Annotated in this window: 10 protein-coding genes; 7 read left to right on the plus strand and 3 right to left on the minus strand. The window is 67.3% G+C overall.

Going from position 1 to position 13,610, the window contains the following annotated elements:
• Window positions 1-89: 89 nt before the first annotated feature.
• Window positions 90-1,406: a PP2C family protein-serine/threonine phosphatase gene (locus E1300_RS19140; protein ID WP_131758385.1), complete on the plus strand. Its 1,317-nt coding sequence runs from the start codon at window positions 90-92 to the stop codon at window positions 1,404-1,406.
• Window positions 1,407-2,152: 746 nt separating this feature from the next.
• Here E1300_RS19140 and E1300_RS19145 read toward each other — a convergent pair.
• Window positions 2,153-2,554, minus strand: coding sequence for an NUDIX hydrolase (locus E1300_RS19145; protein ID WP_131758386.1), 402 nt, complete (start codon window positions 2,552-2,554; stop codon window positions 2,153-2,155).
• 1,808 nt (window positions 2,555-4,362) lie between these two features.
• Here E1300_RS19145 and E1300_RS19150 point away from each other — a divergent pair.
• On the plus strand, window positions 4,363-5,283 hold the full coding sequence (locus E1300_RS19150) for a transglutaminase-like domain-containing protein (protein ID WP_131758387.1): 921 nt from the start codon (window positions 4,363-4,365) through the stop codon (window positions 5,281-5,283).
• A gap of 660 nt (window positions 5,284-5,943) precedes the next feature.
• Here E1300_RS19150 and E1300_RS19155 read toward each other — a convergent pair.
• The gene (locus E1300_RS19155; protein ID WP_131758388.1) at window positions 5,944-6,729 is read right to left on the minus strand and encodes a hypothetical protein; all 786 of its coding nucleotides are present in this window, start codon (window positions 6,727-6,729) and stop codon (window positions 5,944-5,946) included.
• A 270-nt stretch (window positions 6,730-6,999) separates the two neighbouring features.
• Between E1300_RS19155 and E1300_RS19160 the strand changes: the two genes are divergently transcribed.
• Window positions 7,000-7,938, plus strand: a complete 939-nt coding sequence (locus E1300_RS19160) for an aldo/keto reductase (protein WP_131758389.1) — start codon at window positions 7,000-7,002, stop codon at window positions 7,936-7,938.
• 74 nt (window positions 7,939-8,012) lie between these two features.
• Complete coding sequence (locus tag E1300_RS19165; RefSeq protein ID WP_242619239.1) at window positions 8,013-8,924, plus strand: serine/threonine-protein kinase; 912 nt, start codon at window positions 8,013-8,015, stop codon at window positions 8,922-8,924.
• On the opposite strand, the gene E1300_RS19170 is transcribed toward E1300_RS19165, so the two are convergent.
• Window positions 8,921-9,598 carry a thiaminase II/PqqC family protein gene (locus E1300_RS19170; protein ID WP_131758391.1) on the minus strand — a complete coding sequence of 226 codons (678 nt, stop codon included), beginning with the start codon at window positions 9,596-9,598 and terminating at the stop codon, window positions 8,921-8,923. The genes E1300_RS19165 and E1300_RS19170 overlap by 4 nt on opposite strands.
• Before the next feature lie 129 nt (window positions 9,599-9,727).
• On the opposite strand from E1300_RS19170, the gene E1300_RS19175 reads away from it, so the two are divergent.
• From E1300_RS19175 to E1300_RS19185, 3 genes are all read left to right on the plus strand, one after another.
• Window positions 9,728-11,011 (plus strand): citrate synthase, encoded by a 1,284-nt coding sequence (locus E1300_RS19175; protein ID WP_131758392.1) that lies wholly within the window; start codon window positions 9,728-9,730, stop codon window positions 11,009-11,011.
• Between the two features lie 243 nt (window positions 11,012-11,254).
• Window positions 11,255-12,478: a cytochrome P450 gene (locus tag E1300_RS19180; protein WP_131758393.1), complete on the plus strand. Its 1,224-nt coding sequence runs from the start codon at window positions 11,255-11,257 to the stop codon at window positions 12,476-12,478.
• A 190-nt stretch (window positions 12,479-12,668) separates the two neighbouring features.
• Window positions 12,669-13,574, plus strand: a complete 906-nt coding sequence (locus tag E1300_RS19185; protein WP_131758394.1) for a hypothetical protein — start codon at window positions 12,669-12,671, stop codon at window positions 13,572-13,574.
• Window positions 13,575-13,610 lie beyond the last annotated feature (36 nt).

A 13,610-nucleotide genomic window follows, 5' to 3' on the forward strand; every position in this document is an offset into this window, starting at 1 on the left:
CGGTTTCGGAGATTTGTGCGGATCATTGCACCGCGATGTCCGCGGTGCGGGTACGGCTCCTGTGACTGCAGTTACGGGAGCGGGGGCCGATGAGCGATGAACGTTCATTCGAGCGGGCACTGACGGGACTGCTGGAGGCCAGCCACCTGACATCGTTCGATGGCCTGCCCGGCCTGATCGCCGAGCACATCGGCGAGGCGGGGCTGAAGGAGGTGCTGGTCTACCTCGTCGACATGCAGCAGACGGTGCTGCGCCTGGTGACCGGCCGCGGCCTCGACGCCCACCAGGACGCGGGAGCGGCACCGGCCGAGCGCCGGGTCGAGGGCAGCCTCGCCGGACGGGCATACCAGCAGGTCCGCATCCTGCCGGCCAAGGGGTCCGGTGAGGCCGAGGCCTCGCCCGGCGAGTGCTGGTGGGTGCCGCTCCTGGACGGCACCGAGCGCCTCGGGGTGTTGCGCGTGCGCGCCGCCGCGGACGCGCCCGCCGAGAACATCTTGATCGAGCGGATGCGACACCTGGCCTCGCTGATCGCCCTCATCCTGAGCAGCGTCCGCCAGTACAGCGACTCCTACGCGCGGCTGGTGCGCACCCGTCCCATGAACGTGGCGGCGGAGATGGAGTGGAACCTGCTGCCGCCGCTGACGTTCGCCAACGACCGGGTCGCGATCGGCGCGGTGCTGGAGCCGGCCTACGAGATCGGCGGCGACGCCTTCGACTACGCCCTCGCCGACAACACCGTCCACCTGGCCGTCTTCGACGCGATGGGCCACGACGTGATCGCCGGGGTGACCGCGAACCTGGCGATGGCCTCCTGCCGCAACCAGCGCCGCCAGGGCACCCCGCTCGACGAGATCAGCGACGGCATCGAGGCCATCCTGCTGGAGGAGTTCGGCGAGGACACCCGCTTCGTCACCGGCATCCTCGCCGATCTCGACACCCGGACCGGCGTGCTCAGCTGGGTGAACCGCGGCCACCACCCCCCGGTGATCATCCGGGAGGGCCGCTGGACCAGCAGGCTCTCCTGCCCGCCCGCCCACCCCATGGGCATGGATCTGAACGTGCCGGTCACCCTGTGCACCGAGCAACTCCAGCCCGGTGACCGGCTGCTGCTGTACACCGACGGCATCACCGAGGCGCGCGACCGCCACGGCCGCGAGTTCGGCCTCCAGCGCTTCGTCGACTTCGTCATCCGCCATATGGCCGACGGCTACCCCATCCCGGAGACGCTGCGCCGCCTGATCCGCACCCTGCTGGACGACCACGTCAACAGCCTGGGAGACGACGCGACCGTCCTCCTCATGGAATGGCACGGTCCACCCGGCGCCCGCCACGGAGATCCGCAAAAGACCAGCCGGCTAGCGACGGGCTCCGATCGACCCGTAGACGTCGTCCAGAAGAGCCCGTAGCGGACGCCCACAGACCAGGCGCAACGGCCAGCACGTCCCCACCAACGGGCCACGCCCCCGATATGACGCCCACCATCCCGCCTACCTCCTGGACGGGCAAGACATCGGCCGCACAGTCCCACAGCCGGAGACACGGCGCCAGAGAGCGCCCAGAGAGCGTCCACACGACCCGTAGCGACCCGCGCGAACGCCACCGCCACACCGGCGCCCCGCCACCCGTCACGCACGGCCCGTAGCAACCCGCGCGAACGCCACCGCCGCACTGCCCGCCCCGCCGCACTGCCGTCCCGCAGCCCGTCCCGCATCCAAGGCACAAACGCGTCGATCATTCACCCCGCCAGCGGTCGCTGTTCCTCGCGGCCAAGGTCGAGCTCAACCAGCGCCCAAGCGAGATCGCGCTCGGCCAAGACGGGAACCGGTGCTCCGTCGCCCACGGTGCCGCCGCCGAACGGAACGCCGGTTCACAGACCGAGTACCCGGCTCTGCGCCCACGCCCACCAGCAGCCGCTCGTCGTCAGAGCGGGCTGTGGCCACGCTGACCGCCCAGTCCAGCCAGCCGTACAGGTAGTTGATCGTCCTCGACCAAGTCGACGACCCACCGCATGCCGCTGTCGAGCGCAGCGTCGCCGCACGCAACAATTGGCACGTTGCGCCTCGAAGCCACGCCGCCCAGCCAACACCCCCACCGCCGTGCAAGTCGCTCCATCCTTCGCCATGGGAAGGTGAGACGGGATGGAGCCGCCGAGTCAGCGAAGCTGGCCGATCCGGTGCAGATGGTCAAAAATGATCTGGTCAACGGGTGACACACGGTCGCGGTCGCGATAGGCGAGCCACACGACTTCTTCGATCTCGCTGCTGGGGACCGGAGTCCCCTCATGCTCGGCGGTGTAGCAAGTCATCTGCACCACGATCCCGTGGGCGTGGCCGTGCGCCTGGGCACGGAAAGTACCCATGTGCTCGGCACTGGTCGGATTGATCGTGACGGCGAGCTCCTCATCGATCTCCCGTACCAGGGTCTCGACGTCGGTTTCGCCAGGCTCACGCTTCCCACCGGGAAGGTAATAGACGTCCTTGCCACGCGATCGGGTACTCAGGATCTCGCCGTCGTGCAAGTAGATCCAGGCCACCTTGTCGATGGTCGTGGTCATCATCCTTCTCCCGTTCGTGATAGCGAGCCACACCTGATCACCCGAGCGACCCAGACCAACCGCAAACCAGGCCTCGTATGCCCAGCACCACCGACCGGCCACAGTGAAACGGACGCCGCCGCCCAATGTCGCGGACCAGCGTGGCAGGCCGAACGCCAGAGACCAAGCGCGCACACGCCCCAGAACAGACCGGCTCACGCAGACGCCGGCCGGGCGCCCTGCCGCACGCCTCACCAGCATCCGGCATCCCAGTCAGCTCCAAACACACTGTTGGGGCACTACACGGCCAACCCGACCAACCGCAGGCAATCACAGGCAGCCGCCGACAGCCACAGGCAGCCGCGGACAGCCACACCACGCGTACAGAGGCGTGGACGTTTTCACCACCCGCAAGAGGCACATATACGCCACGATTCTGGTCAACACGGAGACCGGCGCCCGGGTCGATGTACTGCCCGCGGCCGGACCGCCGACACCTTGGCCGCATGGCTGCGGGAGCATCCGGACGCCAAGATCATGTACCACGGCCGCGTCGGGACGAGTGCGAAGGCCGTACGGACGCCGCGCCCGACGTCGTCCAGGCCTCCGACTGCTTCCACGTCTGCCAGAACCCTCCGCGACGCGGCGGAGAAGTGCGTCGTACTCACCGCGCCTGCCTGCCCGAGCCTGCCGACGACACCGAGCCTGACCAGCCGACGTCCGTCCAGCCGGGAGAGGCGACGTCCGTCCCGCCAGAGGCGGCGTCCGTCCCGCCAGAGGCGACCGCCTCCACGGCTGTCCCCGCCGAGTCGGAAGGTCTACAAGCGACCAAACGGTGCGAACCGCTCGCGGCGCTGCACGAGCTGCTGAGCAGGGGCGTGGAGATCTTCGCGATCGCCGAAGCGCTCGGCCTGGAGCGCAAGACCGTGCGCCGCTACACCACGCCACCAGACCCGAGGACCTGGCCCCCGCCCGAGGCGGACGGCGCGACTCGCGCGTCGACCCATTCCTGCCCTACCTCCACGAACGGTGAAATGAAGGCAGCACCAACGACGGCTCAGTCCAGATCGACCTGCTCGCTCCGGCGTCCAAGCCGCGGCCCGACGCCGCCCGCTTATCCGACAAGACGCGCCCACGCGACTACACCGGCAGCCAGCGCACCGTGCGCCGTCACTTGCAGGCCGTTCGTGCCATGGGAAACCCCCAAGGTCAGCAAGCAACTTGACGTCCGCCGCACCACCCAACTGATCACCAGCCACCCCGACCGGCTCTATCAGCCCGACCACCTGCATCGGAACGCTGTGCTTTGGCTGAAGCAGTTGCTGACCCACTGCCCCCAAGTTGGAGGCCGTCACGGCGTGTGTGGAGTCCTTCGCCCGCCTGGTGCGCGTGCGCAGCGCCCGCGCAGACGTACTCGAAGTCGAGCCGCGCGCGGATGATCGCCGGGCTGGATGGGCGGCGGTTGCCTGACTGGCTGAAACACGCCGAAGCTACGGCTTCCCGTCCCTGAGGATCAACGGCACTGGTCAACGGAATCCGCCAGGACCTCGACGCTGTCATCGCTGGACCTAGCTTGGATGGACCTCCGGTCGGTTCGAGGAGAAATCTGATCGGATCAAGCGGATCGAACGCGACGGATCAAGGCGGACCAACTTCGACGTACTCCGCCTGCAGAGTCTCCACGTCGACTGACGAGAACGACTGCCTGCTGCTTCCGTCCGACTGGCGCGTGAAACAGCGACACTCGACAATTTCGGCGGAAATTTGACAGCCTCACCTCAGGCCACCGTACTGCGCTCGAGGAGCGCATCTTGTCTGGGAGATGCCCTATGCCACCAGCACGTGCGCTCGCGCCGGACGTCGCCGCCTTCTACGCAGCACAAAGCGGCTTCTCTTCCCCCGGTCGCCTAACCCGGCTTTATGACGCCCTGCCTACCGACCCGACACGGCTCTCAGAGATCGCGCGAGGCCTAGTGATCCACCGCCTCGAAGGAGACCTCTTCGACTACCAGATCCCGGCGGATCGCCTCCACAACGACGCCGAGACCCGTTACCTCGACGACATCCTTGCTGTCATCACCGATCGAAACGACGCTCCGCTGCTCCAGCGCCGCACGCCGGGCGACCGGTTCGTCGGCGTCTGCCGCGACATGGCACTGCTGCTCTGCTCGTTCCTGCGGCACGCGGGCATCCCCGCCCGGCTCCGGTCAGGGTTCGCCGACTACTTCGGCACCGGCGGCTTCCACTTCGACCACATGGTCACCGAGTACTGGAACGAGCGAGAGGGGTGGCGGCTGGCCGACCCACAACTCGCCGACCCGCGCGTCACCACCGCGCTCGCGGTGGACTTCGATCCCATGAACGTGCCCCGCGACCGCTTCCTGGTCGCCGGCGCCGCACTGCATCTCATCCGCGCGAGCGACGCAGACCCGGCGTCCTTCGGAATCCCGCTGCCGGATCGGATGCTGGCGGGTGAGTGGTTCGTCCTCGGCAACCTGCGACTCGACCTTGCCGCGCTCAACAAGGCGGAGACGCTGTTGTGGGATACCTGGGGAGCGAGCGCCGACAACGACGACGCACTCACCGATGCCGTCCGCGACCTCTACGACCAAGTCGCACAGGCCACCAGAGACGAGGTGCTCTTCGACATCGCACGCACTATGTTCACCGAGAACCCGAACCTCAGAACACCGCGGACGGTGTTGTCACTGGCACCGTTCAACGGAGCCATCCGCGTCACCCTGCGCTGACGGCATTTGTTCTGACCACGCTGAGTAGGCATCCACAACGATTGGATCAGAACCTTGTAGCTCTCCCCCGTCGTGGCTGGCCAAGTAGCTCCCGAGCCCGGCTTTCCGGGCTCGGCTTTCCGGGCTCGGCTTTCCGGGCTCGGCTTTCCGGGCTCGGCTTTCCGGGGTCGACTTTCCGGGTCGACTTTCCGAGCTCGGCATGGCGAGCTCGGGCCGCGGGCTCGATAGGCGTATTGGGTCTTGAGTCGTCGTCATCGGCGGCTCGTGAGCTGGCGATTGATGACCGCGGGACGGTTCCGGCTTGGTGGTGAGAACGGTGTCGTTCAGGCCCATCGTGTACGGATGCGTCCGATGCTCGACTGGAGCGTGAGGGTCTGCGTCCCTGCTCCGACGTCGTGACACGGTGGCCGGCTGGCGTTACGAGGCCTCGCTCTCTGTCAGCCGAGCCACACTTCTCTCCCGTTGACCCACGGCCAATTCAGCCCACGTTGCCGTGTCACGGGGGGAAGCTCACCTTGGGTCTCACCTCCGATCCCTCTCTCGCCTCGCATCGGTATGTGAGGCTTCCCAGTTCGTTGTTCGATCGCGGCCACCGCCCGATGTCTGCATGCCCCTATACCCCCTGCGCTCGCTTGAGCGTGCGTTCGGCTATCTCTAGGCTCAGGCGACGCCAGGATCGTGGCGTGCGCTCTCGGCTCTGGCGGTGACGAGCGCGCGGAGCGTCCGGCCGAGTGGGGCGGTATCCGGCGGGTGGTCCAGTTCGCGGTCCACGTAGGCAGTGCACTGGAGTAGCCATGTGCGAACGAGGTCTTCGACCTTGATCTCTGACTTGCGCAAGCGGTCGTGGAACAAGCGGCGCCTCTCTTCAGTGACCCGGCTTACGAGGTCCTGATCTGCGCTCAGCGCCTTGATATCCGACAGCGCGTAGCGGCCGAGCTGGTCGGAGGCCAGGTCTCGTTCCACGGCTATGCGGTCGAAGATCTTCCTGGGCCAATCGAGGATCATCGACGCACCGCTCGCGTCGACGCTGTCGGTCAGCGGTCCCTTCCTTGCGGAGACAACGGCGCGTACCTCGTCGGCATCGAGCCGGTCCAGGTCACGCAGGAGGTAGACGGGGTGGCCTCGGAACTTGCTGACAACGTTGAGGTCACCGCGTGCGACGAGCACTTCGACGTCGCCGCGTTCGACGTCGAGTCCCACTCGCGCGGCGAGTCTTGCCGCAGCCTTCGCGGAGCCGATCGGGGGTTCCTCGCCAAAGGTCGAGGTCACCCGGGCACCGGCGTCCTCGGCCTTGTCGACGAGGGCAGGGGACCAGCGCTCGCCATCGAGGTCGGGAGCCGGGACGATCCCGTGCTCTCGGCCGAGGCGTAGCTGCCACGGGGACAGCCCTAGGTGGCTGGCGAGTTGGTGGATTCCGTAGTCGCCGCGGACGATTCGAGCGGGCATCTTCGTGCCTCCTGTGATGCTGTGAAGCGCTGACACCCATCAGCCTCACGCACGCCGCTCACAGAGGACACCAGAATGCCATTCTGTGGATAACTCTGATCAGTCGCCGTCATTCATGGCCACTCCCATGCCGATCATGAATCCGTGCCATCTTGATTAACCTCAAAGTGGCACACGCCAGGCAAGCAAAACATTCCTCGATTGTCTGGACAGATTGGATAACTGTCCTTTGCCCGGTGAGGGAGGCACCAGGCATGCCAGGCTGGGGGCATGGATGCGATGCAACGGCTGGGGATCGGGCTGGCGGCGCTGGGGCGGCCGGCGTACATCAACGTGGGACGGGCGGAAGAGCTGCCCTTCGACCGGACCGTCGCCAGCCTGCGCAAAGCGACCTGGAACGTCCTGGACGTGGCGTACTCGGTCGGGATCCGCTGGGTGGATGCCGCACGCTCCTACGGGAAGGCGGAGGCGTTCCTGAGCGAATGGCTCGCCTCGCGCGAGCCGGAGGACCTCACCGTCTCCAGTAAGTGGGGCTACGCGTACGTCGGCGAGTGGAAGGTGGACGCGCCCGTGCACGAGGTCAAGGAGCACAGCCTCGAACGCTTCCGCGCCCAGTACGCCGAGACGTCCGAGCTCCTGGAGGGCTCGCTGTCCGTGTACCAAGTGCACTCCCTCACCGAGGACAGCCCTCTTTTCCATGACGTCCGCCTGCAGGCGGCTCTCGCGAAGCTGGCCGCCAAGGGCATACGGGTGGGTTTCTCCACCTCAGGCCCGCGTCAGGCCGACACGATTCGTCGAGCCATGGCCCTGGAGGTGGCGGGACAACGGCTCTTCAGCACTGTGCAGTCGACGTGGAACATCCTGGAGACGTCTGCGGAGGACGCTCTACGGGAGGCGCACGAGTCGGGGCTCCACGTCATCGTGAAGGAGGCGATGGCGAATGGGAAACTCGCCATCAGGCCGCCCATGGCGGTGCGCCGTGTCGCGTCCAAGAACTATGTCCAGCCCGACGCCCTTGCCCTCGCCGCGGCTCTGAGCCGTCCATGGGCGGACACCGTCCTCATCGGCGCAGTCAGTCCGGCACAGATGGAGGCCAATCTGGACGCGACGAAGGTATCGCTCGACCAGGACGAGTTGGACATCCTGGCCGGTCTGAGCATCCCGCCGGAAAGGTACTGGGCCGAGCGGAGCGCGCTTCCCTGGACGTGACCCGTCGCCAGTGCGGGACGTGGAGCCGGTCCATGGCACGATGAAGCGCGCCCACCATGATCGGATTCGTGCCCATGCAGCCAGAGTTGCCGCGGACGTTCGGCCCCTACCGTGTGGTCGCGCGGCTGGGGTCCGGCGGGATGGGCGAGGTCTTCCTCGCCACGTCGCCGAGCCGGCGGCTGGTCGCGGTGAAGGTCATCCGGTCGGAACTGCTGGGCGACCCGAGGTGGAGGGCCAGGTTCCGCCACGAGGTGACCTCGGCGCGCTCGGTCAGCGGCTTCTACACCGCCCCCGTCGTCGACGCGGATCCGGACGCGGACCAGCCGTGGCTTGCGACGCAGTACATCCGCGGCGTGAGCCTGTCCGGGGTCGTACGTGACCGGGGTCCGCTTCCCGAGCAGGCGGCATGCCGACTGGGGGCCGGGTTGGCCGAGGCCCTGATCGCTATCCACCAGGCGGGGATCGTCCATGGCGACCTGAAACCATCGAACGTCCTGCTGGCCTCGGACGGGCCCCGGGTCATCGACTTCGGCATCGCGAGGCCCCTGGACGCCCTGCCCCTGTCGCGCTCGGAGGTTCTCGGAACGCCTGCCTACATGTCACCGGAGCAGGCACTCGGCGAACCGGTGACGACGCAGAGCGACGTGTTCTCGCTGGGCGCCACCCTGGTCTACACAGCCACGGGTTCCGCGCCCTTCGGCACCGGTCACAAGGTGCGCGGACGCATCGTCCACGCCGCCCCGGACCTGAGTAGGCTGCCGGATCCCATGCGTGGACTCGTGACCCGCTGCCTGGTGAAGGAGCCGCAGGAACGGCCTTCTCCAGAGCAGGTCCTTACCGCCCTCACCACGCTCCTGGACGCGCATTACGGCGACGAATGGCCGCCGACCGATGTGGAGGAGCTGATCGGGGTGCAGGAGAGGACGCTCGTCGAGATGACCGCCGAACTACCCACCGTCCGAGAGGTCCCCGAAGCGGCCCCTTAGGGACGGGGACTGTCAGGCAGGTCCTCGGCGAGTACCTGCCAGAAGGCCGTCTCGTAGGCGTGCAGGAGACGTGCGGCGCAGGCGATCTCCGTGGGATCCTCGCCTGCGGCGAGTCCGGCGGCGATGACGGCGAGAGCCTGCTCCTCAAAGCCCGGGGGCGAGCTAGCGAAGAAGGTGAAGAAGCCCACGGCCTTGTCGTCGAAGCCGTAGTGGAGCCGTAGGGCCGCAGCCGTACGTGAGCAGTAGGCGCCCCACTCCTCCAGGTTGGCGAGCATCGCCAAGGCGACCTCGGCGGCCGAGCCGAAGGCCGCCCTCTGCGCCAGGTACGCCGGATAGGCCTGGGCGAAGGGCTGCGGCTCGTAGGCTTTGAGATTCTTCTCACTTTCGCCGAGGGCCGCGGCGAAGTCGTCCAGTAGCGTCAGCGCCTGTCCCTCACCCTGCGCGAGGGACAGGAAGAGGTCACCCGAGGGCGGATCAGGAAAACGGGCGGCCAACAGGGCGAAACTGCGCCGATCGCTACGGACGATCCGATACTCCTCTGCAGCCAGCCAGGCCAGGCGTTCCCGGGGCAAGTCACCCGTCTCCAGCAGGTCGAGGAACCGGTTGCCCGTGGCCGCGGCCGCGATCTCCGTGCGGGCGCGCGCGACGAGCTCGGCGGCGATGTGGTCGCTCATGGCCTCCACCGGAGTACTTCACCGCGGGTCCCGTCAACGAACCTGCCCGGATTGGCCCATGTGATCACCTGGATACGATGAAAGCCGGAACGTCTACGCAGGTGTGGACGGAGTTGGGAGCGAGCGAGTATGTCGGATTTCGAGCTCAACCACGCGGGCGGCCGGATGCCCCTCGAGGTGACGGCGGCGACGGAGGGCCCGTCCGGACTGGGCGTAGGCACTCTCCTGAAGGAGACGGGGCACGTCACCCTCGACCCCGGTTTCACCAACACCGCGTCCACCACGTCGGCGATCACCTACATCGACGGCGAGGCGGGCATCCTGCGCTACCGCGGCTACCCCATCGAGGAGCTGGCCGAGAAGTCGTCCTTCCTCGAGGTCGCCTACCTCCTGATCTACGGTGAGCTGCCGGAGACCGACCAGCTCCAGGAGTTCACCGACAGCGTCCGCATCCACACGCTGCTGGACGAGAAGTTCCGCGCGTTCTTCTCCGCCTTCCCGCGCCGCGCGCACCCGATGGCGGTCCTGTCCTCGGCGGTCAGCGCGCTGTCGACCTTCTACCAGGACAGCCTGGACCCGTTCGACCCCGAGCAGGTCGACCTGTCCAGCATCCGCCTCATCGCCAAACTGCCGACGATCGCCGCGTACGCGTACAAGACGTCCATCGGCCAGCCTCTCCTCTACCCGGACAACTCCCTCGGGTACGTGGAGAACTTCCTCCGCATGACCTTCGGTCTGCCCACGCAGCCGTACGAGATCGACCCCGAGATCGTACGGGTGCTGGACATGCTGTTCGTCCTCCACGCCGACCACGAGCAGAACTGCTCCACCTCGACCGTGCGCCTCGTGGGCTCCAGCCAGGCGAACCTGTTCTCCTCGGTCTCCGCAGGGGTCGACGCCCTGTTCGGTCCCCTGCACGGAGGCGCCAACCAGGCCGTCCTGGAGATGCTGGAGCGCATCCACGAGAACGGTGACGACATCGACTCGTTCGTGCGGCGCGTCAAGAACAAGGAGCCCGGCGTCAAGCTCATGGGCTTCGGCCACCGCGTCTACCGCAACTACGACCCGCGTGCGGCGGTCGTCAAGAAGGCCACGGGCAAGGTCCTGGAGGCGCTCGGCAAGTCCGACCCCCTTCTGGACCTGGCGATGCGCCTTGAGGAGGTCGCGCTGAGCGACGACTACTTCGTCGAGCGGAAGCTCTACCCGAACGTCGACTTCTACACCGGCGTCATCTACAAGGCGATGGGCTTCCCGACCAACGCGTTCACGGTCCTGTTCGCGCTCGGCCGGCTCCCCGGCTGGATCGCCCAGTGGCGCGAGATGATGAACGACAGCTCCACCAAGATCGGCCGTCCGCGCCAGGTGTACGTGGGCCCGGCCGAGCGCCACTACACCGACATCAACGCCCGCTGATCGGCACTCTCGTCCACGACAACGGCGTCGTGGACACCGCCGCGGCCCCGCCAGTCGAGTAGACAGCGAGAGGGCCGCCCCGTCGCCCTGACGGTTCCGTGCGCAGCGGACGGGCCCCATCCCGTCCGCGCGCACCGTCTCCGGATCTCCTACGGGAATCCACGTCCTGTCGCGGATCGCCTCGCAAGACCGCTCGGGTTAGCCTGAAGCCGCGACGCTCCCAGCGGAAGGCGATCCGGGACGATGGATGCCCTTGTCGAAACGCAACTGTCGGACCTGGACTTCTGGGCGAAGCCACAGGCGGAACGCGACGACCTGTTCGCAGCGCTCCGGGCGACGCAGGGACCGGTCTACTGTCCCCTGCCGGACGCCCCGGGCTTCTACGCGCTCACCAGATACGACCAGGTCACCGAGGCGAGCCGCCGTCCCGAGGTGTTCAGTTCCCAGCCGACGTCGGTGAGTCTGATCGATCCACCGCCGCAAATCGTGGAGTACTCCGGCTCCATGATCAGCCTTGACGATCCACGGCACGCCAGGCTCCGCAGGATCGTCTCCCGTTCGTTCACGCCGCGGATGATCCAGCGGTTCACGGGCGACGTGAGCGTCCTCGCGCGCCGGATCGTGGACGACCTCGCCGCACAGGGTCCCTGCGACTTCGTCGAGCACGTCGCCATGCCCATGCCGCTGCGGATCATCTGCTCCATGATGGGCATCCCCGACTCCGCCTACGACGAGGTCATCGACGCCACGAACGCGATCCTGGCCATCGGAGACCCGGACTACGTCGGCCCGGACGGCAAGGACCGCTCCACGACTCTGAGCGAGAAGTTCTCCTACTTGCACGCCCTCATGAGCGATCTCAGCCGCATGCGCCGCGAGCGTCCCGCCGACGACCTCGTGACCGCTCTGACGCACGCCAACGTGGACGGTGAGGCCCTCACCGACCTGGAGCTGGCGCGCTTCTTCTCGCTCCTCGTGGTGGCGGGCAACGAGACCACCCGAAACGCGCTCTCGCACGCCCTCGCCCTCCTCACGGCCCATCCCGATCAGCGAGCCCTGCTCCTCGCGGACGTCGAAAAGCACCTCCCCGACACGGTCGAGGAGATCGTCCGTTACGCCACCCCGGTGACGTGGATGCGCCGCACACTCAAGTGCGACTACGAGTTGCTTGGCCACGTCTACCGCTCAGGCGAACGTGTGATCCTCTACTACAACTCGGCCAACCGGGACGAAGCCGTGTTCAAGGACCCGCACGCCTTCGACATCACCCGCTCCCCCAATCCGCACATCGGTTTCGGGGCACCGGGCCCGCACTTCTGCCTCGGCGCCCACCTGGCCAGACGAGAGGTCACGGTGTTGCTCCGCGAGCTGTACACGCGCCTCCCCGACCTCCATGCCTCGGCTCCGCCCGTCCGGCAGCGCACCAGCTTCATCAACGGGATCAAGTCCCTGCCGTGCGCTTTCTGATGGACGCCGGTGATCTCAGACACCATCCTGCGCGAACCATTCAGACATTTCGCGATTAAGCGGATTTGTGCCCCATCTCCGATCTCCTCGGCCCTGGTTTTCCACAGAATCGCGTTCCACTTCCGGCGGTTCGCCGGTTCCTCGAGGCTGGACAGCACACGCCGCCCGCCGGGAATTCGAGGAGACCGCAATGGCCATCACCATCAACGTGCCCAAGAAGATCACCACGGGTTTCGTCGTCGCCACCGACCACGTCCCGGACGAAGTCTCCATCGCGATCCGCCAGCGGTTCTCCGGCGGCGACGCCCTGGAGATCGCGGAACGCCTCGGCACAGCACGCCTTGAAGTGGCGGAGCATCGCGCCGAAGACTCGCCGTGGGACCTCAGCCAGGTCACCGGCCACGACATCGACGACATCGAACGCGCACGCCATGCCGACCGCCACATCGGCGTGACGTCCACCCTGCCGGTCAGCGATCTCCCCACGGGCGTCCATCTGGCACGCGCCACCGCCAAGGCGATCGCCGAGTCCGTCTGCGGCGTGCCCGTGGACCTCGACCTCGACCAGGTGCTCCCGGCCATACCTCGCGAACGCGATAGCGGGTTCGTCCTCGCGGACGACTGGCTCGGCACCTCGCTGCCGCCCTACCGAAACGCCGGCCGATGCACCGCAGCCGACGACGACGTCGACGGCTGTTCGTGCGTCGAACTCGTGACCAGAGGCCTGCGTCGCTTCGGGCTGCCGGAGCTGGAACTGGTCGATGTGGGCTGCGCCCATGACCTCGCGGCGCTCAACGTCCTCCGTGCCACCGCCCAGCGCCTACTCCCCCTCGGCAAGCACGCCGGCGAGCACGTCCTTCCGTCCGAGTACTCACTCGCCGGGGAGGACTTCGCTGCCTTCTGGGGCGGGACAGAACCGGCATGGGATGACGGCCCCGTCCCCGTCCGCCTGAGCGAGGCTGCGGATGACCGTCTGCGCATCCGACCGCCGGATGACTTCCCCGGCACACTGAACGAATGGCTGTGGGACGAACTACCTCCCGTCCTACACGAGATGCTCAGCTACGACCCCGACGAGACACCACGCCCTGACTGAAACGCTCACCGGCGACCACCAGCACACTGCCACCAC

Source organism: Actinomadura fibrosa, assembly GCF_900659615.1.
GTDB classification, from domain to species: domain Bacteria; phylum Actinomycetota; class Actinomycetes; order Streptosporangiales; family Streptosporangiaceae; genus Spirillospora; species Spirillospora fibrosa.

What these genes read in the sequence shown, in the direction of transcription:
- E1300_RS19140 (WP_131758385.1), top strand. Translation starts at nt 90, where the DNA reads ATGAGCGATGAACGTTCATTCGAGCGGGCACTGACGGGACTGCTGGAG.
- E1300_RS19145 (WP_131758386.1), bottom strand. Translation starts at nt 2,554, where the DNA reads ATGACCACGACCATCGACAAGGTGGCCTGGATCTACTTGCACGACGGC.
- E1300_RS19150 (WP_131758387.1), top strand. Translation starts at nt 4,363, where the DNA reads ATGCCACCAGCACGTGCGCTCGCGCCGGACGTCGCCGCCTTCTACGCA.
- E1300_RS19155 (WP_131758388.1), bottom strand. Translation starts at nt 6,729, where the DNA reads ATGCCCGCTCGAATCGTCCGCGGCGACTACGGAATCCACCAACTCGCC.
- E1300_RS19160 (WP_131758389.1), top strand. Translation starts at nt 7,000, where the DNA reads ATGGATGCGATGCAACGGCTGGGGATCGGGCTGGCGGCGCTGGGGCGG.
- E1300_RS19165 (WP_242619239.1), top strand. Translation starts at nt 8,013, where the DNA reads ATGCAGCCAGAGTTGCCGCGGACGTTCGGCCCCTACCGTGTGGTCGCG.
- E1300_RS19170 (WP_131758391.1), bottom strand. Translation starts at nt 9,598, where the DNA reads ATGAGCGACCACATCGCCGCCGAGCTCGTCGCGCGCGCCCGCACGGAG.
- E1300_RS19175 (WP_131758392.1), top strand. Translation starts at nt 9,728, where the DNA reads ATGTCGGATTTCGAGCTCAACCACGCGGGCGGCCGGATGCCCCTCGAG.
- E1300_RS19180 (WP_131758393.1), top strand. Translation starts at nt 11,255, where the DNA reads ATGGATGCCCTTGTCGAAACGCAACTGTCGGACCTGGACTTCTGGGCG.
- E1300_RS19185 (WP_131758394.1), top strand. Translation starts at nt 12,669, where the DNA reads ATGGCCATCACCATCAACGTGCCCAAGAAGATCACCACGGGTTTCGTC.